The organism is candidate division KSB1 bacterium (assembly GCA_022566355.1).
GTDB lineage: Bacteria > Zhuqueibacterota > JdFR-76 > JdFR-76 > DREG01 > JADFJB01.
Genome location: JADFJB010000004.1, coordinates 21,858 through 48,836, shown reverse-complemented (window position 1 = coordinate 48,836; position 26,979 = coordinate 21,858). Strand labels below are relative to the sequence as shown.

29 protein-coding genes are annotated in these 26,979 nt (G+C 36.6%); 3 read left to right on the top strand and 26 right to left on the bottom strand.

Annotated elements, in window-relative coordinates:
- Positions 1–7 precede the first annotated feature (7 nt).
- From IIC38_01670 to IIC38_01580, 19 genes are all read right to left on the bottom strand, one after another.
- The gene (locus IIC38_01670) at positions 8–865 is read right to left on the bottom strand and encodes an AAA family ATPase (protein ID MCH8124660.1); all 858 of its coding nucleotides are present in this window, start codon (positions 863–865) and stop codon (positions 8–10) included.
- The gene (flhF, locus tag IIC38_01665) at positions 862–2,073 is read right to left on the bottom strand and encodes a flagellar biosynthesis protein FlhF (protein ID MCH8124659.1); all 1,212 of its coding nucleotides are present in this window, start codon (positions 2,071–2,073) and stop codon (positions 862–864) included. The genes IIC38_01670 and flhF overlap by 4 nt, the downstream gene beginning before the upstream one ends.
- Entirely contained in the window at positions 2,063–4,132 is a 2,070-nt protein-coding gene (flhA, locus tag IIC38_01660) for a flagellar biosynthesis protein FlhA (GenBank protein ID MCH8124658.1), read from the bottom strand. The genes flhF and flhA overlap by 11 nt, the downstream gene beginning before the upstream one ends.
- 3 nt (positions 4,133–4,135) lie before the next feature.
- Positions 4,136–5,200, bottom strand: coding sequence for a flagellar biosynthesis protein FlhB (gene flhB / locus IIC38_01655; protein MCH8124657.1), 1,065 nt, complete (start codon positions 5,198–5,200; stop codon positions 4,136–4,138).
- An 8-nt stretch (positions 5,201–5,208) separates the two neighbouring features.
- Positions 5,209–5,919 (bottom strand): flagellar biosynthetic protein FliR, encoded by a 711-nt coding sequence (gene fliR, locus IIC38_01650; protein MCH8124656.1) that lies wholly within the window; start codon positions 5,917–5,919, stop codon positions 5,209–5,211.
- 79 nt (positions 5,920–5,998) lie between these two features.
- A complete protein-coding gene (fliQ, locus tag IIC38_01645; GenBank protein MCH8124655.1) occupies positions 5,999–6,268 on the bottom strand; it encodes a flagellar biosynthesis protein FliQ in 270 nt (89 codons plus the stop codon).
- Positions 6,269–6,275: 7 nt separating this feature from the next.
- The gene (gene fliP, locus IIC38_01640) at positions 6,276–7,046 is read right to left on the bottom strand and encodes a flagellar type III secretion system pore protein FliP (protein ID MCH8124654.1); all 771 of its coding nucleotides are present in this window, start codon (positions 7,044–7,046) and stop codon (positions 6,276–6,278) included.
- A 5-nt stretch (positions 7,047–7,051) separates the two neighbouring features.
- Positions 7,052–7,543 (bottom strand): flagellar biosynthetic protein FliO, encoded by a 492-nt coding sequence (gene fliO, locus IIC38_01635; GenBank protein MCH8124653.1) that lies wholly within the window; start codon positions 7,541–7,543, stop codon positions 7,052–7,054.
- The gene (fliN, locus tag IIC38_01630) at positions 7,543–7,965 is read right to left on the bottom strand and encodes a flagellar motor switch protein FliN (protein ID MCH8124652.1); all 423 of its coding nucleotides are present in this window, start codon (positions 7,963–7,965) and stop codon (positions 7,543–7,545) included. Before fliN ends, fliO begins: the two co-directional genes overlap by 1 nt.
- A 13-nt stretch (positions 7,966–7,978) precedes the next feature.
- Positions 7,979–8,932, bottom strand: coding sequence for a FliM/FliN family flagellar motor switch protein (locus tag IIC38_01625; GenBank protein MCH8124651.1), 954 nt, complete (start codon positions 8,930–8,932; stop codon positions 7,979–7,981).
- A gap of 307 nt (positions 8,933–9,239) precedes the next feature.
- Positions 9,240–9,617, bottom strand: a complete 378-nt coding sequence (locus IIC38_01620) for a chemotaxis protein CheX (GenBank protein ID MCH8124650.1) — start codon at positions 9,615–9,617, stop codon at positions 9,240–9,242.
- Positions 9,618–9,666: 49 nt separating this feature from the next.
- Positions 9,667–9,993, bottom strand: coding sequence for a response regulator (locus IIC38_01615; protein MCH8124649.1), 327 nt, complete (start codon positions 9,991–9,993; stop codon positions 9,667–9,669).
- A 59-nt stretch (positions 9,994–10,052) separates the two neighbouring features.
- Positions 10,053–10,913: an HDOD domain-containing protein gene (locus tag IIC38_01610; protein ID MCH8124648.1), complete on the bottom strand. Its 861-nt coding sequence runs from the start codon at positions 10,911–10,913 to the stop codon at positions 10,053–10,055.
- Positions 10,910–11,386 carry a chemotaxis protein CheD gene (locus tag IIC38_01605; GenBank protein ID MCH8124647.1) on the bottom strand — a complete coding sequence of 159 codons (477 nt, stop codon included), beginning with the start codon at positions 11,384–11,386 and terminating at the stop codon, positions 10,910–10,912. Before IIC38_01605 ends, IIC38_01610 begins: the two co-directional genes overlap by 4 nt.
- Before the next feature lies 1 nt (position 11,387).
- Positions 11,388–12,449, bottom strand: coding sequence for a chemotaxis response regulator protein-glutamate methylesterase (locus tag IIC38_01600; GenBank protein MCH8124646.1), 1,062 nt, complete (start codon positions 12,447–12,449; stop codon positions 11,388–11,390).
- Positions 12,450–12,451: 2 nt separating this feature from the next.
- Positions 12,452–13,267: a protein-glutamate O-methyltransferase CheR gene (locus IIC38_01595; protein MCH8124645.1), complete on the bottom strand. Its 816-nt coding sequence runs from the start codon at positions 13,265–13,267 to the stop codon at positions 12,452–12,454.
- A gap of 90 nt (positions 13,268–13,357) precedes the next feature.
- Positions 13,358–15,634: a HAMP domain-containing protein gene (locus IIC38_01590; protein ID MCH8124644.1), complete on the bottom strand. Its 2,277-nt coding sequence runs from the start codon at positions 15,632–15,634 to the stop codon at positions 13,358–13,360.
- Positions 15,635–15,724: 90 nt separating this feature from the next.
- On the bottom strand, positions 15,725–16,225 hold the full coding sequence (locus IIC38_01585) for a purine-binding chemotaxis protein CheW (protein ID MCH8124643.1): 501 nt from the start codon (positions 16,223–16,225) through the stop codon (positions 15,725–15,727).
- On the bottom strand, positions 16,226–18,529 hold the full coding sequence (locus IIC38_01580) for a chemotaxis protein CheA (protein MCH8124642.1): 2,304 nt from the start codon (positions 18,527–18,529) through the stop codon (positions 16,226–16,228).
- Between the two features lie 442 nt (positions 18,530–18,971).
- Here IIC38_01580 and IIC38_01575 point away from each other — a divergent pair, with 442 nt between their 5' ends.
- Genes IIC38_01575 through IIC38_01565 form a run of 3 tightly spaced genes read left to right on the top strand, consistent with a single transcriptional unit; the run spans position 18,972 to position 20,906 of the window.
- A complete protein-coding gene (locus tag IIC38_01575) occupies positions 18,972–19,346 on the top strand; it encodes a response regulator (protein MCH8124641.1) in 375 nt (124 codons plus the stop codon).
- A 29-nt stretch (positions 19,347–19,375) separates the two neighbouring features.
- A complete protein-coding gene (locus IIC38_01570) occupies positions 19,376–19,876 on the top strand; it encodes a chemotaxis protein CheX (protein ID MCH8124640.1) in 501 nt (166 codons plus the stop codon).
- A 4-nt stretch (positions 19,877–19,880) separates the two neighbouring features.
- Positions 19,881–20,906 (top strand): hypothetical protein, encoded by a 1,026-nt coding sequence (locus tag IIC38_01565; protein ID MCH8124639.1) that lies wholly within the window; start codon positions 19,881–19,883, stop codon positions 20,904–20,906.
- 439 nt (positions 20,907–21,345) lie between these two features.
- Here the strand turns inward: IIC38_01565 and IIC38_01560 are convergent, their stop codons facing one another.
- The 7 genes from IIC38_01560 to IIC38_01530 all read right to left on the bottom strand — a co-directional run bounded on the left by IIC38_01560 (position 21,346) and on the right by IIC38_01530 (position 26,978).
- A complete protein-coding gene (locus IIC38_01560) occupies positions 21,346–21,843 on the bottom strand; it encodes a flagellar basal body-associated FliL family protein (GenBank protein MCH8124638.1) in 498 nt (165 codons plus the stop codon).
- A gap of 9 nt (positions 21,844–21,852) precedes the next feature.
- Complete coding sequence (locus tag IIC38_01555; GenBank protein ID MCH8124637.1) at positions 21,853–22,611, bottom strand: OmpA family protein; 759 nt, start codon at positions 22,609–22,611, stop codon at positions 21,853–21,855.
- Between the two features lie 27 nt (positions 22,612–22,638).
- A complete protein-coding gene (locus tag IIC38_01550) occupies positions 22,639–23,415 on the bottom strand; it encodes a MotA/TolQ/ExbB proton channel family protein (protein ID MCH8124636.1) in 777 nt (258 codons plus the stop codon).
- An 18-nt stretch (positions 23,416–23,433) separates the two neighbouring features.
- Positions 23,434–23,655 (bottom strand): flagellar FlbD family protein, encoded by a 222-nt coding sequence (locus IIC38_01545; GenBank protein ID MCH8124635.1) that lies wholly within the window; start codon positions 23,653–23,655, stop codon positions 23,434–23,436.
- Between the two features lie 51 nt (positions 23,656–23,706).
- Complete coding sequence (locus tag IIC38_01540; GenBank protein ID MCH8124634.1) at positions 23,707–25,746, bottom strand: flagellar hook-basal body complex protein; 2,040 nt, start codon at positions 25,744–25,746, stop codon at positions 23,707–23,709.
- Positions 25,747–25,879: 133 nt separating this feature from the next.
- Positions 25,880–26,287 carry a hypothetical protein gene (locus tag IIC38_01535; protein MCH8124633.1) on the bottom strand — a complete coding sequence of 136 codons (408 nt, stop codon included), beginning with the start codon at positions 26,285–26,287 and terminating at the stop codon, positions 25,880–25,882.
- A 10-nt stretch (positions 26,288–26,297) separates the two neighbouring features.
- Positions 26,298–26,978 (bottom strand): flagellar hook assembly protein FlgD, encoded by a 681-nt coding sequence (locus IIC38_01530; GenBank protein ID MCH8124632.1) that lies wholly within the window; start codon positions 26,976–26,978, stop codon positions 26,298–26,300.
- Position 26,979 lies beyond the last annotated feature (1 nt).

Here is a 26,979-nt window from a genome sequence, read left to right as displayed (position 1 = left end):
TTCTAGTTTAGCTTGTGCTGAACTCCATAATCGACTCATAGCCACTATGTGCCGATTCCAGCCAACGATTCATAATCTTCTTAAGTTGATCGATAAATATACTAGACCCCTCCCTTAGCGCTAAGGGTTGTTGTTGCAGTACAGATTGAATTACTTCATCCGAATAATTAAGACAGCCCAAATAATTGATTTGTCTGTGCAAGAATTTTTCTGTAATGAGATCAAATTTCTTATAGGCTTCAAAAGCATCGTCTTCCGACCTTACAAAATTCAAAATCAGGTATAATGGGATATGGGGATAAAAATAGGTCATCATCTTAACAATAGCGTAAGCATCGGTTATCGAAGTCGGATCGGGTGTGGAAACAACGAATACTTCATCGCAGGAAGCCAATTCACCAAAAACCAGGGAAGAAATTCCTGATGGTGAATCGATACAGACATAATCAAATTTACCGTCTAATTGTTGGAATTGAATGCGAAGATGGTTTAGAAATTCATCTTTTGAATTTAACAATTTCAATTCGCCGGAACCTGACGTCAAAATGGACAAATTATCCTGGTAAGGGAATATTACATCTTTCAATAATTTATTACCTTGCTTAACATCCAAAAAACCGAATTCAGGAGCCGTATCTGTCAAGATGGATATATTCGATAAATTCAAATCCCCATCAATTAGCAACGTCGGGCGATGGCTTTTGGCTAACAGAATAGACAAATTGAGTGCAATTATACTTTTACCGACTCCACCTTTTCCGGAAGTAATTCCTATTCTTTGGGTAGCAAGTGAGTTTTCAACCCTGGGAAAAGTTTCTTTTCCGGGTATTAGATCTCGTAACTTAGAGGCTTGATCTTTAGTCATGATTTTTTCTCTCCCATAATCATATTTGAAATGATCCTCGCATTAGCTTCCTTAATATCTTCAGGGACATTTTGTCCGGTTGAAATAAATGAAACAGGCTTTTGGGCTTGGTGAACGATGTTTAAAATATTGCCGGCTGTTTCTGTCTCATCGTATTTGGTGAATAATAAATTATCTATAGGCAGAATTGAATAATTGGTTAAAACATCTTGCAGATTGTCGAGATTACAGGTTAAACTCATCACCAGGCTGATTTCCAGGTTTGGACAATGGTCCAGGAATTTTGAGAGTTCTATGATCGCATCCAGGTTTTTTTGGCTTCTTCCAGGTGTATCGATGTAGATGGTTTCCATGTCCTGCAATCTTGCTAAAGCATGTTTCATTTCTTTTGGGGAATAAATCACTTCTAGCGGCGTCTTCGTTATATTGGCATAGGTTTTAAGCTGTTCGATCGCACCAATTCTATATGTATCTGTTGATATTAACCCTACTTTACGATTATCGTACACCGTGTCAATAGCAGATAATTTTGCTATACAGGTGGTCTTACCAACACCGGTTGGTCCGACGAATGCTTTAATTTTTTTCCCGGTTTTTTTATTTTCGTGAATGGTGTCAAATTCAGAAATAAATTTTTCAATGTTCTTACCTAGTATCCCCTTTACTAATTTTCTTGTTACCCTGACATTGGATTTAATTTCTCGTTCGACTTTTCTAAGTAAGACGGCTGCTAATCTTTTTTCCACACCCTTGGAAACTAGCATCGCATAAACATCCATAAACATTGGTGGAAATTCCGGATAGCCGTTGTTTTGTAATAGTGTGGTAATTGAAGCCAATTGGCTTTTTACATCTTCAAATTCACGCCAGGAAGAAAATTTTTCAACATCGGAATGGCCGGTAAACGGGTCTCGATTTGAATAATTGTGCGTGTACGAACCTGGCCTTTCCGGTTTACCGAGAAGCGTATTTATCCTGGAAACTGAAGCAGCTGAATTATTGGATGTAGCTGTAAATAATTGATCGGCGATATTATTATATTTTTGATAATCGTCATCCAGGGCAGCAGTAACTTCCACAAATTTTTTCTTAGTTTTGGGATCTGCTTTCTCCTGTACATGCAAAATAATTGCATGGTCACCCAAAACTTCTTTAACCTGCTGCATCGCAACCTTGGTATCTGGAGCAGAGAATTTTTTAATTTTCATTTTCTAACCTTACTATTCCAATTGATTGAATATCTACTTCGCTTGGGATTTCATTATAAGACAATACGGCAGTTTGTGGGAACGCCAGCTCTAATAGCTTTCTTAAAAAGGACCGTATTGCTGGAGAACATAAAATCAAAGGATTTAAACTTCTGTGTGCCATGACTCCTGATTCCTTTTCAACAGTGCGATATAGAGCCTTCAGGGTATCCGGAGGTAAATTGAGGCCGATATTTTTATTTTGTGCTAAATTATCAGCCAGGTATTTTTCTAACGAAGGCTCGAGAGTCAAAGTATAAACCACATTATCTTCTGATAAATAGGGTTTATAGATTGTCTTCGCTAAGTTGCTCCTTACAAATTCAGTCAATATATCTGGCTCTTTGGTTAAATTTGAATGATTAGCCAAGGTTTCCAGAATTGAGACCATATCTCTTATAGAAACTCTTTCCCTAAGAAGGTTTTGTAACACTTTCTGGATTTTCCCGATTGTAAGAAGATTGGGAATTAATTCCTCAACAATTGTATTGTTTTCTTGCTTGACATTTTCAACTAAGTCATTGACATCTTCCCTGGTCAAAATTTCATCAGCATGCTTTTTTAGAATTTCTTTCAAATGAGTTACAAGCACAGCACCCGGCTCGATAACTGTGTATCCTTCTTTTTCAGCTTCATCTTTTTGATTCGTCGATATCCAGATAGCAGGCAATCCAAAAGCCGGATCTTTTGTTTCAATTCCATCAAACTTTTTAGTCAATTCACCAGCCGGAAGGGCCATAATTCTATTCAGATAAATTTCTCCTTTGGCAACTTCAGCTCCCCTTATTTTAATCACGTAATCCTCTGGTCCCAGCCCAATATTGTCTCTAATTCTAATTGGCGGAACGATAATGCCTATTTCTAATGCGCATTGTTTTCGAATAGAGGTTATCCTGTGTAAAAGATCCCCGTTATTGTCTTCATCTACTAATGGTATTAATCCGTAGCCTATTTCGATCTCTAATGGATCCACTTGTAAGTAACGGTTGAAGTTTTCTTCTTCCGGCTCTTTGCTCTCTTCCAGCTCTGATTGTTTTTGTAGTTCAGTTTCCTTTTGAGAAGAGATTAAACTTCGGGCCACAACTGCACTTAAACTTGCTAAAATAAAAAATGGAAAAAAAGGTAAACCCGGAGCAAAACCAAACATAAATAATGAAACTGCAACAATGTATAACGCTCTCGGTTGACTCAGGATCTGCTTGGTTAAATCTTCACCTAAACTAGAACCCGAAGATGCCCTTGTTACAATTATACCAGCGCTAGTTGACAAAATCAATGCGGGTATTTGGGATACCAATCCGTCACCAATTGTCAAAAGCATATAAGTTTGTAAAGCACCTGCTAAATCCATATCCTTTTGAAATACCCCGATGATGAACCCACCCAGGATATTTACTGCAGTTACAATCAATCCTGCAATTGCATCGCCCCTTACAAATTTCGAGGCGCCATCCATCGCTCCGTAAAAATCAGCTTCATTTGAAATTTTTTCACGCCTTGATCTCGCTTCCATTTCATCTACAATGCCCGCATTTAAATCAGCGTCAATTGCCATTTGTTTTCCGGGCATGGCATCCAAAGTAAATCGTGCGGCTACTTCTGCAATTCTACCAGCACCTTTAGTGATAACCACAAATTGAATAATCACAAGAATCAGGAAAATGATAAATCCAACTACATAATTACCGCCAACAACAAAATCACCAAACGCCGAAATTACATTACCTGCGTATGCATCTCCCAAAATGAGTCTTGTCGTAGCCACATTAAGCGAAAGTCTAAAAAGGGTCAATATCAAAAGCATACCGGGGAAAACAGAAAATTCGAGTGGTTCATTTATATAGAGTGTGACCAATAACACAGTTAGTGCGAAAGTGATGTTTATAACCAATAACAAATCCATGAAAGCGGTGGGTATCGGCACAATCATGATCGTCAAAATCAAGATGATGCCAAATGCCATCAGGATATCGCTATGGCCCGTAATCCGGGAGATCAAATTTCTTGCTGGTTGATTCACTTACTAATTTGCTTTCTGTTTTAGGCCATACACATATGCCAATATCTCTGCAACACTTCGGTAAAGGTCCAATGGGATTTGCATACCCAGGTCACACATCTTGTAAATTGTTTTGGCTAATTTTGGATTTTCAACGATGGGCACACCGTGCTCTTTGGCAATCTCTTTAATCTTATGGGCCATTTTCCGAGCGCCCTTCGCAATAACTATAGGAGCTTCGGCTTCTTCTGACTTGTATTTCAAAGCAACCGCATAGTGAATTGGGTTCGTGATCACAACATCAGCCTTAGGCACTTCAGTCATCATTCGTTTTCTTGAGGCTTCCCGCTGAATACTGCGAATGCGGGCTTTCATTATCGGATCACCTTCTTGCTCTTTTATTTCTTCTTTGACTTCTTGCTTAGTCATCCTCAAACTTTTTTCATATTCCCATTTTTGGAATGCATAATCAAATGCTGCTAAAGCCACAATACCAATTGAAGCCCGTAAAGAGATTTTCAGCATCGTCATCCCGATAAAAGCAAATATGTAGGCGACATTTTGATCCATAAGCGGAATGAAATCTTCAGATGCACTTTTGATAGCAGAGAAAATCAAAAAACCTACAACAATTATTTTGATAATACTCTTAACAAGATCGGCAACGGATTTGGCAGAAAACATCCGTTTAAATCCACTTAAGGGACTTATCTTTTTAAGTTCAAATTTAAGCGCTTGTCCTGAAACCATAAATCCTACCTGCATAACATTGGCTGTTATACCAAGTAAAAAAATACTAAGGAGGATTGGACCAACGGTTTTCAACAGCAACAAGATACCATTATAGCTGTAACCCTGGATGCTCGTTGCCGTAATCTCAAACTCTGTGGCATGAGTAAAGACATCTGTCATAAAAAAACGGATATTCCCGACGAAATAACTTGCCGTGAATGAAAGAGCCAATGTACCAGTCAAGAGGATGACAGCTGTGTTGACCTCTGTACTTTTAACAACTGTACCTTTTTTTCGGCTGTCTTCACGCTTCTTCGATGTAGCTCGTTCAGTTTTTTCTGCTGCTGTTGCAGGCATACTCTATCTCATTTAAATGCTTTGATAAAAAACAACCAATCACGATAAGCTGCTTTAAATGTTTTTTCGAACAAAAAGACAAATGTTGGAATAGACAACCCAAGGGTTATTAATCCAACACTAATCTGAAGTGGGAAACCAATGATGAAAATATTTAATTGGGGGATCGTCCTTGCTAGAATACCCAATCCTGTATTTGTCAGTAAAATGGCAACAAGGACTGGCGCCGCTATTTTCATTCCAATGACAAAAATGTTTGCACTGGTTTGAAGCAGCATTTGTCCGGCAATCTCAGGAAATGTCGAACCAATCAATGGCATAACTTGGAAACTTTTTACAACACCTTCAAGCAGGTAGAAGTGGCCATTAATTGAAATAAAAACCAAAATTGCGATGATATAATTGAATTGAGCTATTAACGATATTCTGCTTTCAGAAAGGGGGTCCACCACACTAACTATTGCAAATCCAATATTAAATCCCGCGATCTCTCCACCCAGTTGAAATCCTGTGAATAATAAAACAGGAATAAAGCCAATTAGCAATCCAGCCAAAAGGCTTTGGATTAATAAAATAGACGTGCCCAAAAACGTAACCGATCTAAGCAAACTTGCATCTACAGAGATCAATGGAAATACAATTACCGTAATCATAATAGCCAAAGCTAATTTTATCTGTACCGGAGCTCCTTTTTCGCCATAAAAGGGTAAGATCAACATGATGGCTCCCATCCTGACGAAAATAATAAAGAATTTAAGTATGTCTACCTGCGTTAAACCAAACACCGATTTTACTTTCTTATTTACTCATCAATTCAATCATGTTGAATAATTCAGTTGCGAATGAAGTCAATACATTTAATATCCAGGGCAAAAAAATGAACAAAGTCATAACTACTACTAATATTTTTGGAATGAATGTTAGTGTCATTTCTTGTATTTGTGTGACTGCTTGAAATATTCCAATGCTAACACCGATGATTAATCCAGAAAAAAGCATTGGCGCTGCCACCATAAATGCAGTTGATAGTGTATATTTTCCAATTTCAATAACGAATTCTTGTGTCATAAATTCCTCAAATTACAAAGCTCTTAATTACCGAACCGACCAATAAGTACCAACCATCAATGAGAACAAAGAGCATTATTTTGAATGGCAGTGAAATCATTACAGGTGGTAACATCATCATACCCATGGACATTAAAATACTAGCAACTACAATGTCTATGACGAGAAAGGGCATATAAATTACAAATCCAATTTGAAAGGCTACCCTGAGCTCACTGATTACAAAAGCCGGAACCAGTAAATGAGTCGGCAAATCATTTTCGTTTGATGGTTTATTGATATTCGCTATACTTACAAGAAGGCTTACATCCTTTTCTCGCGTATTTTTTAGCATGAATTCTCTTATAGGCTTGATTGCACTTGCAGCGGCATCATCAAAAGACATTTCTTCTGCTAGATATGGTTTCACGGAGTTTTGGTATACCTGAGTATAGACCGGGTTCATGATGAATAGAGTCAGGAAGAGGGCCAGTCCAATTAATACCTGATTAGGAGGCATTTGTTGCAAACCCATTGCCTGGCGAAGAAAGTGAAAAACGACAATGATCCTGGTAAAAGAAGTTGTTAGAACAAGAATAGCCGGAGCTAACGTCAGCACAGTCATTAAAAGGAGAATTTCCAGGGTTACAGCTACGTCCTTTGGACTTTTCGCCCCATCAATTGAGATTGATATTCTAGGGATAGGCTGCTGTGCAATTACATCTCCTATACCTGAAACAACTATTCCGGTAAATAGGATGATTATAATCAATAAAGATTTAGATGCATATTTTTTCATTGAATCTATTTCTTAATTCCACGAAATATTTTTTCTAACTGAGCTGAAAATGATCTGGCAGTAGAACCGCCAGAATTTTTAAAAGCAGCCTCCCATTCCCTGCGTTGATCCGGGTTATCAATTTGTGTGATAGGACTGATTGCGTTTTCGGTTAACCCTAAAACCAAAATACGGTCAACCATTTTTATGACACATATTGATTTTTTAGGTATAAGTGGTGTAATACTCAGGATTTCGAATGCATTGTTTGAATGTTGGGCAGGATTTTTATAAACAAATCTTTTGAGTAGATACAAGATGAAATAAATCAACAGAATGATGAAGCCCAAAAGAATAATAGATTGGAAAATGAGTTCAGTGAAATTTGGTACGGTTGCAGGACTTTGCTGCTCTGCTGGAACTTGCCCATGTCCAAGCAATATATAATTCACTCCTGCCATCAAAAAAGCCAGTACAACGAGAACAATTGTAATTTTTTTGCGCGTCTTCTTCTTCATTATGAGGCTAACTTGGTAAGGTCTTTGATTCGATCTGTTGGGTTAACCAAGTCAACAATTCGAACACCAAATCGGTCATCGATCACAACAACTTCTCCTTCAGCAATTTTTTTGTTGTTAACCAGAATATCAACCGACTCACCTGCGAGTTTATCAAATTCTACGATAGACCCCTCATCCAAATTGACTATATCCTGAAGCCTCATTTCTTTTCTTGCCAACTCCACGGACATTAGTAACTCCAGGTCAAATAAGAATTCCAGAGTTTTGGAATTTAATAATGAGTCACTTTTATCTTCATCATCGCTCATGGGTAATGCACTTAAATCCTCTTTAAATAATTTCTGTTGTGCAGCATCCTTTTCCTGAACGACTTCTGTACCTTCCTGCGGATTTTCCATATCAGTGTTTTCTTCTTCCATTTGCTTATCCTTATTAGCTTTGAGATCTTTGAGCTACTTTAAAAGCAAAGCGATTTTTTATAATACCAGCTTTACCATAAAAGCGAGGTTTTTTTCCAACAATTAGTTCCAGATTATCTGTTGTTTGTTTATTCAAAAGAATTACGTCCCCGTTTTTCAAATTAATCAGATCCTTTAAAGATAATTTTGATTGACCTAAATTTACAGAAATTGGTGTTTTTGAGGTTTCTAAATTTTTATTAATTAACGCCTTACTACGAACATTACTTACTTGATTTTTTTCACTATTTGAGCTTATATCCGGCACTAAATCATTTATTAAGTAATACGGATAACTAAGCACCAGCATACTTTGAGTATCTTCAATAGAAACTTCAAAAGTTACCGAAACAATAGTTTCCCCGGTTTTTGCAAACTGAATGTAATTTGAACTACTATAATAATTTTGTGAGCCAATCGTAAAAGAAACTATCCGGCTCCAAGCCACTCGGTTTATTTCCAGAATTTCGGCGACCACTTGCTTCATGATTATCTGTTCTATTTTTGTCAATTCCCGGTCTAACTGGTTACCATGACCCGGGCCACCCATTACCCGATCTACTATATAAAATGCCAGGTGAGGATGTATCTCAAGAACAGCTTCCCTATCATATTCATTTATCCTAAACACATAGAAACAAGATTGTACGTCCATTCCTTCTATAAATTCTGACAAAGACTGCTGACTTAAGGAAACTAACTGAATGTTAACATTTGCCCGAAGTTTGTTATTCAGGTGAGACGCAACTTCCTTTGAAAAATTATCTTGTATATTTTCAATAATTTTTTTTGCATTGCGGGTAATGCGGTCTGGCTGCTTAAAATCAAACGTTCTAATTGACTGCTGATATAAACTTTTTTCTTCAATTTCCTTTTGGATGTCTTGATAAATTGCATCAAGCTCTTCTTGATCTTTTATATATTCCAATTATAAATCCTCTCGGTTGGTAACTATTTGAATCTCTTTAGCAAGACATATGCCAGATTATTTCAATAATATTTTAAACCATAACCTATTGTTTATTATTGATATATAGATATATGTCTTAGTCTTACAAGGAAGGTAAAACTTGAGAGTAGGCAATTCTTACCAAGCAAATCGGCAAGTATTACCCGAAGAAGAACTTATTGAGTAGAATAATAAAGGTTGTTATCCCCTTTTAAGATATTCTATTCTAAGCCAAGAATGATAAGGTGATTTTATACTAATTATTTAGTTTTCTGCCAGTATAAGCTCAATTTTGTGAATTAGTCAACATTACATAAATTTTATTCCCTTCAATATCAAAAGCCATATAAATTGCAGATTTCTCATTAAACTCTGACTTCTTATCGGCTATTCTACGCGAAACAGGAATACCTAACTCATATTTATGATTTTCCAGGGTTATAAAGCGCAAATAACTACCACCAATAATATTGGCAATTTCTGCTATGGAATCTCTTACTAATGAGTCTGCTATTTCTTGCCTATCTTCACCTGATAAAGATTTAGTAAGTTCAAAAGACAAATTTTCACCGATGACAATATGTAGCGCGCCATTTGCCGGGTTTTTCAACTTCAGCAAAGGCCAATCCCTCAAAAGTTTCAGCGACAGCCCCGGATAAAGCATTAATCAATTGGTTTTTCCCACTACTCATCTTTACAGTTCTACCTTAATTTTAATTTAAATAAACACTAAAAAAGCCGCTAAATTCCGGTAAAGACAATGGCTTTTTGAATACTTTTAACGCATGATCAGAAAGCAATTGTTTTTCTCTGGTTGCATTCGTGAGGCTCGAAATTATGATAACAGGGGTATCCGTTAATTTTGGAGAGTTTTTTATTCTTTTAAGAAGCTGCGTACCATCCATCTCCGGCATATTCAGATCTGTACAAACTAAATCGAACTCTGAATCCTTAAGAATTTCTAAAGCTTCCACACTATTCTCGGCTTCAGAAAAATCAGAATCCTGGAGACCCACGATTTCTAACGAACGTTTGATCATTTTTCTTGCTACAGCAGATTCATCCACTATCAAAAATACGATTAAACGTAATTTTCCCTTCAATACCACCCAAAGTTTCTCACGGTTGATATAAATTCCATATCTATACTACAAATTAACTCAGCTACAATTTTTTTATCCATTTTAAAATATTCTTCTATAATCGGATCCAGTCGATATTCAAAACTACCAACACCTCCAATCGTATCAGTAAAAGTTGCCAAGACTTTACCAAGATGCACAACAACAACAAGATCTCTATATTTTTTTGGCGCCGAGCTTGGAGTATGATGATAACGAATAACATTTGTCAAAGAATCTGGGAACTGCCACACTTCAGCAATTTGTTCTCCTATTATTGTATGATCGGTTCCAAATACTGTTTTTTCAACATCCAAAAAGTTCTTATCATTTTCAGGTGCCATTAAATTATAATTATCAAAATCAGCACGATCAAAAAACTCATCAATAACAATTTTCCCAATATCCTGCAAAAGAGCGGCTGTGTATGCTAATTCGGGCATTATATTTAATGTACTTCTTGTTAAAAGAATTCTTGATGCAATCGCAGATCGAAGACAATCATTCCAAAATTCCTCTGTCTTCGTGTAGTACCCTTCAATTGGATTGGGAGTAATATCTAGAACTGACTCTCTAAGTACAATACCGAGAAAGCTTTTTGAGCCAAGGAGATTAAGAGCATGCCGGATCGAAATCACTTCTTTTCTCAAGCCCATACTTGCCGAATTCACTGTTCTCAGACATCTGGCTGTCAATGAAACATCAGCTTCTACGATTTTAGCAATTTCATTAATAGAATAATTATCTTTAGATAAAATCTGAATAATCTTATACGTATCGGATCTTATAGGAGGCATCTTTTTTACTTTGTCAAGAATACATGTTAATAATTCACTCATAATTCCCACTTACCTCTCTTTGGGGATGAGATGAAGACTTTGCCTGTGTCTATTTCTACCCATAAAGTCCGGCTATAATTTCCTCCCACATCCTCAACAGTTGCACCTAGCCTAGAATTCCACAACAATTTCCGAATGGTTAGCACATTTCTTTTACCAATATTAAATATGCCAACCGGGTCCATAATACTTGAACCACCAATTAATTTCACTGTAATATCAAACGTGCTTACGCCAAATCTCTTAAGTTCTTTTAACAAGTTAGGTACTGCTTGATCTGCAAAATACCCGGGTATATTATTTCTTAGGTTGTGATTAATTGAAGAATCTGGCAATGCCACATGGGCCATCGCAACAACGTTTTTCTTTTTTGATAACATGACGATACCAACGCATGATCCCAATGCCATTGTCTTTATCGTTTCCCCAGGTTTATTTGAAATTACAATCTCACCTATTCCCACTAAAATCATCCTATTTATCACCTGTGAATAAGTATTGATTCACTTTTGTAGGTATTCTGTCCAATGGAACCAATACTTCTGCACCTCCCCGTTCATAAGCTTCTTTTGGCATTCCGAATACAACAGATGTAGCTTCGTCCTGAGCCATTGTTTTTGCCCCGGCTTTCCGCATTTTAACCATGGCATCAGCGCCGTCATGACCCATTCCCGTTAACATTACTCCAATTGCATTTGGACCTGCTACCTGGGCAACTGAATTAAATAAAACTTCAACTGATGGTGCATGTCCGCATACCAACTCTCCCTGCCTGCACAAAACTCGATATTCCAAATTGGTTTTAACTAAAGTCATTTGATAACCACCCGGGGCAATCAGGACTGTACCTGGAGAGAGAATATCTCCCGACTCAGCTTCTTTGACATTAACCTGGCATTTTGAATTGATTCGATCGGCAAATAACTTGGTAAATCCTGTAGGCATATGTTGCACTATCACTGTACTAGGCATATTTTTAGGAAATGTTTTAATAATTGTCTCAATTGCGTCCGTACCTCCGGTTGATGCCCCGATTGCGATGATTTTGCTATGTAATGCAAGCCCGGAACATCCTTCAATCGATTGAATTTCTTTTGAACTACTTTTTCCGCTTTGACGGTTTTTAACATTTACCTTAGAGGCAATTTTTATTTTCTCTTGAATGACTTCAATGAGTCCACTTAACCCACCATCCAGGTTAGGGGATGGTTTTACCACAAAGTCTACTGCTCCCGCAGATAAGGCATCCAGGGTTATCTGGGAGCTTCTATTTGTTAGAGAGCTCACCATAATTACCGGCATCGGGTATTGTGGCATTAACTTCTTTAGAAACTCTAATCCATTCATTTTTGGCATTTCAACATCAAGGGTCAAAACATCCGGTTTAAGATTAACGATTTTGTCTCGCGCTTCATAAGGATCTGCTGCACTTCCGATTACTTCAATTTCCGGATCCAAAGAAAGACCTTTAGTAAGAATTGTCTGTACAAATCTGGAGTCATCCACAATCAAAACACGAATTTTTTTGTTTATCATCATTATTCCTTTTTATATACCCCAGGTTTAATATATCGATAAGGACATTGATATCTTGTCAGTGATTCAGCATGCCCAACAAAAAGATAACCACCTGGTTGGGTGTATTTGTAGAATTTATTGATCAGATTTTCCCTTTTCACATTGTCGAAATAAATCATTACATTGCGACAAAAGATAACGTCGAATTTCCCTTTAAAAGGATAATCTTCTCTCATTAAATTTAACTGTTTGAATAAAACGAGCTTCTTTAATTTATCCTTAACTGCCCAGGTCTCTTTGGAAATTTCTTTAAAATATTTATGAAGGTAAGTATTTGGTAAATTCGCAACATTAGTAGTCGCGTAAATCGCTTCGTTCGCCTTTTCTAATATTTCAGAAGATATGTCTGTTGCAAGAATTCCTGTATCCCAATTACTAATCTTCATACCAAAGTATTCTAACAAAATCATTGCCAAGGTATAGGGTTCCTCACCGGATGAGCAACCTGCACACCAAATTCGTAAATTATTTATCTTACTTCCTGCAATTTTTTGTGCTATTTCAGGAAAAGTATTTTTCATTAAAAAATCAAAATGTGCCTTCTCCCTAAAAAAATATGTATGATTCGTGGATATTTTATCGATTAAGGTTTTCAGAGCTTCACCAGTTGTATCTGACTTTACATAGTCATAATACTGTCCAAAACTATTAAATCCATTTTGGTTAAGAACTTTTCGCAATCTACCAACAACCAAACCTTTTTTTTGTTCGCAGAGGTTAATCCCGAATTGATCATAAATAAGGTTTCTAATGAGTTTGAACTCATTATTTGTAATTGTTAATTGTAAATTCAATGATTACCTGATTTTTGTGTACTACTTTTAAATCGGGAAATTCGATTCTTCAATTAATGGACTTATCAAACATTAGAACTTACCAAATTCATCCTCATCAAATTTAATGATGTCCGATGGATTTATATCCTCATCATCAACTTTTCCGTCCTTCAGTCTATCTGCCAGATTGCCTGAACTCACTTTAACATCAGAAACCTCTAATTTTAAAATATCTTTTGATTTAGCCTTAGGCATTCGCGGGGTTTCAATTTTCTGACTTGATAAGTTGAAACTCTTCAGCATCATCTTTAGATTTTCACTTTGGTTGGACAATTCTTTTGCTGCGCTTGCACTGTCTTCAGCACTAGCTGAATTTTTCTGGGTTATACTATCAATCTGGTTTAGGCCTAAATTGACCTGATCGATTCCCTGTGCTTGTTCATTCGAAGCTTCGGCAATTTTTCCGACTAATTCCGTAACTTCAGTAACACCTTTTACAATTTCACTGAGCGCTTTATCCGTTTCGTTAGCTATCTTTGTACCATTTTCAACTTTTTCTACAGATCCACTGATAAGATTCGTAGTTTCTTGTGCAGCCTTGGCGCTACGTTGTGCAAGGTTTCTAACCTCCTCAGCTACTACTGCGAAACCTTTGCCATGCACTCCTGCCCTGGCAGCTTCGACAGCAGCATTAAGAGCTAGCAAGTTGGTTTGAAATGCAATTTCATCAATGACTTTGATTATTTTTGAAATTTCATTAGACGAATTATTAATCTCATCCATTGCTTGCAACATCTTCTTCATTTGTTGATTACCTTGCTCAGCAGCAACATGCGAATTTGATGCAAGCTTATTTGCTTTAAGAGCATTTTCTGCATTTATTTTTGTTTGAGCTCCAATTTCACCCATAGATGCGCTGATCTCCTCAAGCGAACTTGCCTGTTGGGTAGATCCATAAGAAAGGGATTGACTGGAATCGGCCACCTGTTGTGCACCTGTAGATACAATATCTACTAAATTATTCATCTGTCCAAGTATTTCATTAATTGAATTAAATGTAGTGTTAATAGATTCTTTTATAATTGCATGATCGCCCTTATACTCACCATTTACAGTAGCCTTTAGGTTACCTTCAGCAATCATAGCCAGACAATCAATCGCTTCATTTATTGGCCGAAGGATATTATCAAGGGTATTATTCATGCCTAGAATAATTTCTCTATATTCTCCTTTAAATTTAGATGCATCACCTCTTTTGCTTAATTCACCTTCTTCCGCAGCCTTTGCCATTGACTTACTTTCTTCAATAAGAGACAATAGGGTATTGCGAATGGAATCCAAGCCTTGTGCTACAAAGACCTGTTTACCTGGAAGCGAACGCATTTTTTTTGTTAAATCACCATTGGCATATTCTTGTAAAATATGAATCCCTTCAGATAATGGTTGGATCACTGCATCCAAAGAATCGTTAACACCTGAAAGTAATTCAGCATAAACTCCTTTGAGTTTCCCGGGATTACACCTGGCATCCAAGTTACCATTTTTCTGTTCATCTATAGTATTTTGAAGCTCTGTCTGCATCAAATCTAGACTATGCTTCATCGATACCATAGCATTGCCTAAAACATCTTGATTCGAAATTGCATTAAATTGAACTGAGAGATTCCCTTGTGCAATCTGGTCTGCAACATAAGCTTTGTTCTTTTGCGCATCAATCATTGTACGTAATGAATCAGCAAGTTTACCTATTTCATCTCCTCTCTGGATATTAATTTGTTGATCCAAATTCCCTTTTTCTAATTCTTGTGCTATAATTGTAATCTGTTGAATAGGTTTGGAAATATAATTAGAAGTGATTGTTGTAATCAAAGTAAATACTGCAATCATAACCAGCGCCAAAAGTATCGATGCCCATTTTGTCGAGTTTAAAGTTTTATTCCGATTTTCTAGCGAAATTCCAATCGTTAATGAACCCATTTCCTGACCATTCGCTTCAACAGGAATGGTGTAAAACATTTCATCATTTATTTCATCTGTAATAAGTGAGATCTCAACCATATCTATTTTTGGCAAACCTTCTTTGCGATACTCAAACACATTATTTTTGTTTTTATCTTGCACGAGTATGTAAGAAAACAAGTCTAGGCCAGTAAATGCACTCATTGAAGAACCTACTTCATCTACGTCTTCAAATTCTAAGCCGGCTTTTACGGCGTTTCCTGCAATTGCACTCATCACTTCAAGGGAGGATTGTAAATTCGATGTTAAAGCTCTCTTCGTCAAACCATGGTTGATGATTGTCGCAATCAACATTAGGATGACTATCGAACTAATAAAAGTGATTAAAATTTTGATCTTAATATTCATATTCTTGAATTGCATAATTGAACCTACACTGTCAGTATATTTAATGGGTTAGTGGTCCCATCGTCACCTTTCTCACTTCTTTCAGTTAATTTAATTTTGTCGCGATTGTAAACTTGGTAAATCTTCCTCGAAAAGTAATTTTTTTGTATTCAAAAGAATTTTCACTTTATTTTCGAATTTACCAAAACCCGCAATATATCTATTCTCAGAATCTTTATTAATGAGTTGAGGCGGATCCACATCCTCGCTAGGAATGTCAATAACTTCAGACACCGTATCCACAATTAATCCAATTGAAGAATTATTTATATTGACAACGATAATACAAGTTCTGTCATCGTATCCTCTTTCTTCAAAATTGAATCTGAGCCTAACATCAATAACGGGTACTACTTTTCCTCGAAGATTAATAACACCTTTTATGTACTGTGGCGTATCAGGTAAACCAGTTATGGTTTGTATACCAATGATTTCAGTAACATCACGTATTTCAATTCCGTATTCCTCGTTTTCAATAGCAAATGTTAAGTATTTGCAATTCAAAGTATTTTGACCTTGATCTGTATCTATTGCAGTTAGTTCCTCAGCCATTTAACCCTCCACTAATTCTGTTTGCGTTTCGGCTAGTTTGATTATATTCGCTACGTCCAGGATAAGGCATATATTTCCGTCACCCAAAATTGTACATCCTGTAACACCTTTCACATCTCCCATGTAGGGTGGAAGTGATTTAATAACGAGTTGCTTTTGCTCTACTATTTCATCAACAAACAAGCAAACAGATTTACCACCTTTCGTTGCAACAATGATCAGTCCTTCATTTAAATCTGTTTTTGCATCGTATATATCATGCAGTTCATGAATTCTCAGGACAGGTAAAAGCTCATCTCTGATTTTTACTACCTCATGTCCATCCAATAAATTCGTGACACTCGATTGTTGTATTTTCAATGATTCACGAATATCCAAAGTTGGAATTGCATATACTGCATGCCCTACTCTAAGGAGCATACCTTCCACAATTGCGGTCGTTAATGGAATTCTAAGGCTAAAGGTTGACCCTTCACCCATTTTGCTTGTAACCTCAACTCTTCCCCGTATGCTCTCAAGGTTTCGCACCACAACATCCAATCCTACTCCGCGCCCGGAAATATCAGTTATTTTGTCCGCAGTTGAAAAACCCGGTGCAAAAATCATATTATAAACCTGGTGATCCGTAAGCTCTTCCCCTGTTCCTGTTATAATACCTTTTTCAATTGCCTTCGCAATAATTTTTTCACGATTCAGACCTTTTCCATCATCCTGAATCACAATCCAGATTTCTCCACCAACTCTTTTTGCTTCCAGAAAAACGTTGCCAACAGGATCTTTACCAGCTTGTTTTCTTTCATCGCTAGACTCTAAACCATGATCAACGGAATTCCGGATGATATGCACCAGTGGATCGGAAATATGTTCAATGACAGAACGGTCTACTTCAGTTTCGCCCCCGATAATAGAAAGCTCGACTCTTTTTCCACTTTTGTTAGCTAAATCCCGTACCAGACGTATCATTTTTCGGAAGAGACCGGAAATCGGAACCATCCTCATAGAAGTTGAAATTTCTTGTAAATAGCGAATGTTTTTTTGTAAATGCATTGCAGATTTCTCAAAACCGGGTAAATCTTTTTCTATGATATCGGGGTGTTGTGAAACCATCGATTCTGCGATAACTATCTCACCCACCAAATCCATTAGTTCATTTAATTTGTTTACATCTACTCGGATGAACTCATTTGATACACTTTTTTTCGAAACGACAGCCTTTTTCACCGATTCCTTTTTAGGTATTTCTTCAGGTTTAGATCTCACTGGACTAGTTTTGGCTTCTTGTGGTTCAATTTTTTCTTTTTGTGGCAGCAGTCCATCCAAATCGATTTTTTGTTGCGGACTCTCTAAAGGTTTTTCTTCTTCATGTCCATTAAAAGAATTGGTCATTAATGTTATGAAATCATTCAGGTTCTCGATAACTGGCTTCTTGTTCGACGACAGATTTTGCAGAGCATTCCTGATTTTATCGGGAATTTCGAGCAATATGGATATCTGGGAATGAGATGGTTCTAATTCGCCAGAGCGCACAAATTCCAGAAAATTCTCCGAAATATGTGTAATGGTAACAATATCCGTATAGTCTAAAAATCCGGCATTGCCTTTCAAAGTATGTAAAGAACGAAAAGCATTATCGGCTAACTCCACATTACCAGGATTTTTCTCAATCTCTAATAATTCTTGTTCAAGAGAATCAAGTAGTTCATCTGTTTCGGCTAAGTATTGTTTAATTATTTCATCTGTCCCCAGCAATTCTTGCAATTCAGTAGAATAGCTTTTATCTTGCTCTTGCTTTTTTCCTTCAGTTTCTCTTGGTTCTGTTTGAGCTTGAGAATCAATTTCAACCTGCTCGTCTAAATTGGGTTCGACACTTTCAGGAGCTGGGGCTTCATTTGCCATTCTATCAAGATGCTCAACTAATTCTTGCGCCCTCTCTTCAAATCCTTCCTCTGATACTTTCGATTTAAGATGGTCAAAAAGGCCTCGAAAGAAATCGCAAAGCTCCAAAAAAATATCTATATGATCTTTGATGAGAGGTATTTTATTTTTGCGAATTAAGTCCAACAGCGTTTCAGCGTGATGGGTGGTTCTATTGGTTATTGTCAATCCTATAAAACCAGCGCTGCCCTTTATTGAATGGAAGGTCCGAAAAATCTTATCTATTTTTGACGAATCTACATGTCCGCATTCGGATACTGTTTCTTCCAACTCGATAAGTAAGGGTTCTGTTTCTTCAATTCCTTCACTACTTTCACTAATAAATGACTGAAGTATTTCTGCATCTTCTTCTGTTAATTGCAATTCCATGGTTAGATCTATTACCGTTGATAAAAATTTGTTTATACTTAATTCAACATTCTACCGAGTGCAAACATCATTCTGCTGCAAGTATACAATCGGCAATCCTAATGAAAATTTTAGAGAAAATTCAAAACTATTTCTTAATAACAGCAATTAACCTGGATAATTCATGAATCATATTTTTAAGCTTAAAACTTCCAATTATGTCATCCCGTCGTGAAACGGGATCTATTTCCATGCATATGAAAAAGCAGAATATTAAGCATGAAAATAGGGTGAAATGTTCTTTTCTTGGATAACAATTATAAAGTTTATGAATAGTTCAGGTTAAGTATTTTTAGTACATAGGCTTAAGAGTTTTGCCATTTTTACCGAATTAAGCATTGAAGTACTATAAATAATAATTTGTGAATAATAATAATATTAAATATCAAACTTAGGAGATGTGATGGGATTTACAGTATTAGTCGTGGATGATTCTTCTGTTATGAGAAAAATTATTTCAAAAAATTTACGACAAGCTGGAGTAAAAATCGACCATTTACTTGAAGCGGGCGATGGACAGGAAGGTTTAGAGCAGCTCGAAAAGTGGCAATGCGATATCATCCTTAGTGATATAAATATGCCAAATATGGATGGTTTAGAGTTTGTTAAAGAAATTCGGAAGAAGCGTCAACTGGATCAGTGCAGAATCATTATGATAACAACGGAATCAGGTACTGACATTATGGAAGAGGTTATGAATGCCGGTGCTAACGGGTATGTAGTAAAGCCATTTTCACCGGATCAAATATTGGATAAGATAAATAGAGCCATAAGATAAACAATTTTAATTTTTAGGACAGATTTACTATGGAAATATTGCTTGAAAAGGAAACCAGTACATTATTAGAAGAATCCATCAAATTAGAAGAATCCATCAAAGAAACGCTTGAAACTTTCGGAATAATGGATATTCAAAACATTCGACTAGTAAAAGGTCCTGTTGATTTTCCAGGCAAATATTTTGTTTCTTCAATTGGTTTCGTAGGTGATTATACCGGATTAATTTCTCTCTATTGCTCTGGTGATCTGTCTGTACATATAGCAGAATGCATGTTAGGTTCGAAAATAGATGATGTGGATGAAGAGGTTCGCGATGCCCTTGGTGAATTGACAAATTTAGTTGTCGGTACATTTAAATCAAAACTGGGAACGGATAAGCAACCCTTTAAACAATCGATTCCTGCCGTTATTGATGGTAATGATTTTACAACTAATCATTTTGATTTGAAAAATAATAAGTTGTTTGCCTGCAATGGAGGACAGCATACTTTATATGTACAATTGACATTTAAAAACAAATCCAAATAACCTCATGGACGAACAGTTTGAAGAAGCTCAAAAATGGATTAATGAATTTCAGACGGATTCTTCAAATGAACTTTTAAAGAACCTAGGTTTATTACTGGGGGAAGATCTATCTATAATAAAACAGAATTGGTCGATTATTGAGCTGGATCGTACCTTGCCCATTTTTACTCTGCCACTCGCTGTTAGTACACTTGAGATAAGTAAATCCTATTCAAGTAAGGGTATTTTTGTTTTCCAAAAAAGTATGGCCATTCTATTGAGTGGTATACTTTCCATGTTTAGTAAAAATATACTTGATGAGAAACTTTCAAAATTGGATATGGATGAAGCCGACAAAGATGCATTTGGAGAAATCTGTAACCAATTGATTGGTTCCCTGAATCGAATTATGTCTGATCTTTTACCTGAAAAGATACATATCAAGCAAATCAATACAAATCTTTGGGAACGGAAAAAAGAAATGGAATTTCCGTTTGATGATCCATACTTAATTTCTATGCCGTTTGTAGCAAAAGTAAATGACTTTGGAAATATTAAGTTTCATTTGATTTTACCTGTTTCTATTATTGATAGTTTTCTTGAACGACAAATACATTGGGATTTATTTTATCAAAAACAAACAAATAGTACCAATTCATCAGATGAAGATGAACAGCAACTTTCGGAAGAAGTCCAAACATTATTTATTCAATTGAATATACAGTGTGACTCTATTATACAAACAATCCTGACAAGAAATAATATTGATTTTGAATTTATAGAATCGTATGCAGAGTTGAAAGAACGTATTTTACAATATGCCATCAAATTAATTATACTCCTTGTTGATGATAGAGAGCAACAAGGCATTGCATTATGTAATAAAATCAATAAGGATCTCGAAGGTTACCATATTCCTATTTGGCTTCAGGGGAACAAATGGAACCGGGACCTGGCTTTAAAAGCCAAGAAAGCAGGTGCCAGTTATCTTACACTAGCTCCTCCAGACACATCCAGGCTCGAAACTAAAATTCAAGAATATTTTCTTTAAGAATCTCTTTATTCTTAAGAGATTATTAGCTTGATCTATTCATAAACCTTATCACTGCTAACCGAGGAAATGATCTTTTTAATATATTTTTATGCTTATCATGCAGCTTTTTCAAAATGTATGGAAATAGATCCCGTCACGCGACGGGATGACATAGTTGGAAGTTTTAAGCATGAAAGCATGATTCATGAATTATTCAGGTTAGTTAATTGGATGTAATTCTATATTTGACTTCTCAATTCTCTTAATTTATAACCAGTTTTCACCGAGCACTAAAGTATTTAGATTGAAAAATTACATCCAGTAAATAATACAAATATAAAACTCGTTGAAGTGTTAATAGTTATATGGAAAAATCATTTTAAATCCCCTAATCACATGGCCGTTCTATCGGTTCTAATTGTCAGTTTGTTAATAATGGCAGAAATAATTTGAGGTGCTACTGCATGATAAAATTATCAAAATAAACGTTGATGACACCACCATTCGGTAACATTTCATTCACGTTTTCCAATATTTCATACCTGAGCGAATCTTTCCCATTTTTATGATCTATTTGACTGATCGTTCGTTCCGAAATAAGAGAGATCAAATAATCCCGAACTAATATTAAACGTTTTTCTACTTCATTTTTTACACCATCATTCTCACATTCAAAACTGACGCTTAAATTAACAAACCTTCTTCCATCCGATCCCTTGGGATTGACTATAATGTCTTCAACTAAAAAGAACTTGCCTAATTTACCCTTATTATATTTCAACTTTTTTTCTTTTTCTTTTTTGACTTGTTCTACTTGCGGATTCATTTTTGGCTTAAAATATTTTGCGATTACCACATAAGATACCACCAATTGAACTAGAAAAAGTGGTATCCATATGATTAACATTTTTTTAATAGATATTCCGGATCCTTTATTTTTTTCATCATCTGCCATTGTCGCACCTCAATTAGATTCAACCTCACTATACCAATCAATAGGATTATCGGTTTTTTCTAAATAAATCTCCACTCTTCTATTTTTTTTTCGATTTTCTGCGGTGGTATTTGGGACAAGGGGTTTATTCTCTCCATAGCCCGCATAGTAAATCTTTTTTGGATCTACAAAGGATACCTTTTCAAAAAAGTGGATTACACTCAAAGATCGAGCTGCAGATAATTCCCAGTTTGAAGGATACTCAATTGTATTTATTGGTAAATCATCAGTATGTCCTTCTATCCTGGTTTTATTCGGCCAATTCCTAACCAATTTTCCTATTTTTTCTAAAAGTTTAAAAACAGACTGTTTTAATTGTGCCCGACCCAATTCAAACAAAATGGGTGCATCCATACGAATCAGAACTTCTCCTTCACCAATTTTAATAGAGACCATATTTTTAAAATCATCTTGATCTATATATTTAACTAAATTTTCAAGATCAACCTCGCTGTCGTCCGATTTCTTATTACCTCCGATAGCTTTTATGATTATCGGATTCGGCTCAATAGGCGCCGGATGAAACTTCAATACACCCAATGCGCCTTTTAAAGAACCACTGGCTTTTTTAAATCCTGACTCTTGAATTGATGAGAAAGATGCAATTAAAATAAAAAACGTCAAAAGTAATGACATTAGATCGCCATAAGTTACCGTCCAATCGGGGGCACCTCCACCTTCATTTGAGGGTGCTTGACGATCATTTTTTCTTCGGTTTTGAATTCGCATAATCTAAAAAAGGTTATCTCCAAAAAATCAGGGCTTTTCTGCTGCTAGAATTTCCGTTCTAAATTTTGGCGGAATAAAAGAAACCAATTTTTGTTCGATAATTCTCGGATTTTCGCCTGATTGAAGAGAAAAGACTCCTTCCATAACCAATTCTTTTATCAAAACTTCCTGTTTTGATCGCTCTTTTAACTTTCCGGAAATAGGCAGGAAAATCAAATTCGCCAACACTGCACCATAGAATGTAGTTATAAGAGCAATGGCCATAGCAGGACCAATCGTTGATGGGTCCTCCATATTTGCTAACATTATGACAAGCCCAATAAGTGTCCCAATCATTCCGAAAGCCGGTGCGTAGGTGCCCATCGATTTAAAAATACCTTGCCCCAGGTCGTGTCTTTGTTGTAAATAAGAAAGCTCTGTTCCTAAAATTGAGCGCATTAAGTCCGGCTCCGTACCATCAATTGCTAATTGAAGTGCTTGTTTCAAGAAAGGTTCATCAACGTCCTGAATTTTGCTTTCAAGCGCTAAGATTCCTTCTCTTCTTGCAAGTTCAGCAAATTCAGTGATTGTTTTTATTGCATCTTTTGGATTTTGGTCAGTCGCTTTAAATGCATTCTTCACGACTCCTACGACGCTTAATATTTCTCGAAAAGGATAATTTATTAGGGTTGCTGCAACAGTTCCGCCTACAACTACAAAAATCGATCCCACTTCAATAAAAGATGAAAGACTTCCCTGCAAGTAAATTGTGGTAAAAATCAACCCAATGCCGCTAAATATACCAATTATTGTTGCGAGATCCATGTTCCTTTTATTTAACTCCTAATTCTTATAGTCTTCCCAATTTGTGGTGGAAAAATTATTATTATATATTCGTCTTCTATATGAAATAACTCGAGATATAATCTCATCAGACTTCTCTCTGACAATTATTTTTCGTTCAGATGTCAGCGTAATAATCGTATCAGGAGTTTCCTCAATCACTTCGATTAACTCTGCGTTTATCACCATTTTTCTATTATTAAGAAGCGTTACATCAATCATATTTATTTGGGCAGCCCAAACAGGGCTGCCCATCCTACTCATTATGCGTTATTATCGCTTAAGGTTAACCAACTCTTGTAATAATTCATCACTAGTAGTTATTACCCTAGAGTTCGCCTGAAAACCTCTTTGTGCTATTATCATATCGGTAAATTCCTGCGCAAGATTAACATTTGACATTTCTAAAGTGCCGGTATTTATCTGAGAACCGAAATTTTCAGTAGCTGTTCCGATAAATGGTAAACCACTTGCAGAGGTTTCAACATAGAAATTTCCACCGGTTCTACTGAGACCACTTGGATTTGTGAATTTTGCCAATGAAATTTGCGCCAATGTTCTATTTATTCCGTTTGAAAAATGGCCTTCTATTTTACCTGACTGGTCAAAACTCACACTCACCAAATCGCCACTGGGATTACCGTCTTGGAAATTCGCAACAGCATTACTGAAAGAAGAGAATTGTGATAGACCATTCAGACCGCCTCGTTCACCAACATTAAACTGGATTCTCATGGTTTCTGCTCCGGTTCCTGGGTCAAATTCAAGCGCCTGAACACCGTTTTCATAAGTAAAAGAGTTAAGAGATCCATCGGAATTAAAAGTAACAATCCCCTTATTACCGGAAGAAACCACTTGATTATTATCCAAAGTAACTTCCCAATTCCACTGGTTTTTAATGTTAGATTTGGTGTATGTCATTGTTAATACATGATCTTGTCCTAACTTGTCATACACAGTAATACTTGTAGTGTGGAAAGCATCTCTAGCACTTTGCAGTTCATTAACTGTAGTGACAGTATTAAAAGTACTATTTCCTGTTACCCTGATGGTAACCGCCGTTAATTCATTTGTTTTTCCTGGGTCACTAGCAATTCTTAAAGAACCATCGGAATCAATGGTTACACCATTAAGATCACTAATTCCAAATGTAGTTTTAACACTAGACGATAAATCACTCAAAGTACTGGTTGCGCCAATGGTAAACGCGTTGGACACATTAGTACCAGCTACTGCAGCGCTAATAATAATGTCATCACCTACATTTAGTCCTAACGAAATTCCAATCGAATTCCTTAGTTTGGTTAACTCTTCCTTTGCAGTTGCAATGTGTGAGAACTTGTCAGTGCGGATTGTCGCTCCCGTGGAGCTGTCCACGACCCCATTTGCAGAAATAAACGCTGAATTTACCGTATTATTATCACTGGTAAAAGTCAATTGATGGGAGCTTCCTGAAAGATCTTGCATCAAAATTGAACCATCTGCTTGTAATGTTGCACTGAATGATCCGACATAATCTGCATTAATTTCGGTAAGCAAATCATCTATAGAGTTAAAATCATCATTATTAGCACCAGTATCAACAGCCACATATGTATAAACTTTGGTAGTCGTTCCATCACTGACTGTGATGTTGGATAGTCCTGGATTTAACCCTATAACTTCCGAATTTGCATTTCCCTGGGCAAATAGTCCATTCAGGTCAGAATTATCCCCGGCTTCTTCAATTGCTAACATTGAACGGGTTTCCATAATAGTACCCAGGGGTGTATCACTTGCATCCAAATTACCGGTAAAATTGACTTTAGCAGTGGCTTTAGCTGCCAATTGTTGACCAAAAGGCAAAATGATATTTGAAAGGACAGCTCCCTTTTGAATAATTCCATTAGCATCTGCAAGCTTACCTTGCACTATTTTACCATTGCTGGGACTCACTAAACGTCCTTGTGCATCGAATCGAAAAGAGCCATCCCGGGTAAAGAATGTTTTGTTACCATCACTCAACACGAAAAATCCCTCGCCATTAATTGCAAGGTCCGTAGAAATACCGGTCGTCTGTAAACTTCCCTGGCTAAAGACAGAATCAATAGAGCCAATTAGCATCCCCAATCCAATCTGACTGGGATTAATGCCGCCTAATTGGTCAGTTGGCCTGCTTGCCCCTCTTGTAGTCAAGGACAAGGCTTCTAAAAATGTCACCCTTCCTGCCTTAAATGCCACCGTATTAATATTGGCAATATTATTTCCAATAACATCCATCTTTATTTGGTGGTTTTTTATGCCGGATACGCCGGCAAACAATGATCGCATCATGGTGTGTACCTCCTGCTTTTTTTGTGATGCTGTCTCAATCGGTCAACAGCTTTTGAGCATCTCCGGCTTTTCAACAAATACTGCATTACCAGGAGGCCTGCTCAATTTGTGAATTATTATTGTTTATTTTTATTTATTCATCACTATCTGGTATAATCATTGTACTATCAATGTTGGTTACTATGCCTTCCTTAAGCTGACTTTGTTCCATCGCTGTAACAACAATTCGATTTTTTATATTTACCACAAAAGCCAGGTTATTCAGTAAAATCAAGGAATCCTTCACACCCTTACTGGAGGCAGTATCGACAGCCTGGTTCAGTTTCATCCTTTGGCTTTCATTTATACTGATATTTCTGGACTTAAGGCGTTTTTCAGCATGCGCGGAAAATCGAATTGTTTCCTGCTTCCGAACCTCTCGTTGTAATACTTTATTGAATCTATTTTGAGGTTTAGCGGTAGTAGGCGCTGGAACATTCTTGCCCTGCCTAAGTGGCAAAGGCGAAATAATCATGTCTGGTTTTTTAATTGGATTTGACATTTTCGTTTCCTTAACCTTCTGACCTTACTTCTATAACATTGCCGACACTAAATGTTTGACCATTAACTTCCAATAAAGCACCATCCGAATAGTATCGAATTGCTGATACAATTCCCTGTAAATAGGTAAATGCATTTGTGCTTTGTTCATTTGAGTCTGTCAATTCGACTTCAAAACGGTACATGCCATCTCCAATGAATTCTCCTTTTTCATTTTTACCATCCCAGGTAAAACTATTGGTTCCAGGCTTAAACCCTTCCATTTGCTTTTGAAAGACCAACGTGCCATTTTTATCATAGACCTTTAAATTCGCTTTTACTGTACTTTCGCTCACTATATATCCCAATTCAACTTCAGTGTCTGAACTTAATTGCACCTGGTCGGTGGCAACTTGTACCTCCTTTCCAATTAGAAAGGTAATCATCGAATTGTTGATGGATTGAGCGGTAAGCAAATCCGTTTCAATACCCAAGCCCAGCTTCTCATTCATATTTTGGATTTGCTCCAGTGAGCTAAACTGGGCCAACTGTGCGATAAAATCCGTACTCTCCATTGGACTTAAAGGATCTTGATTTTTAAGCTGTGCCACGAGTAACAACAAAAAATCTTCTTTACCCATTATATCCTGCGATGCAGCCGAGATCGGCAGCTCTTGATTAGGTAAAGTTGACAAAGTTGATTGAACTTCCATT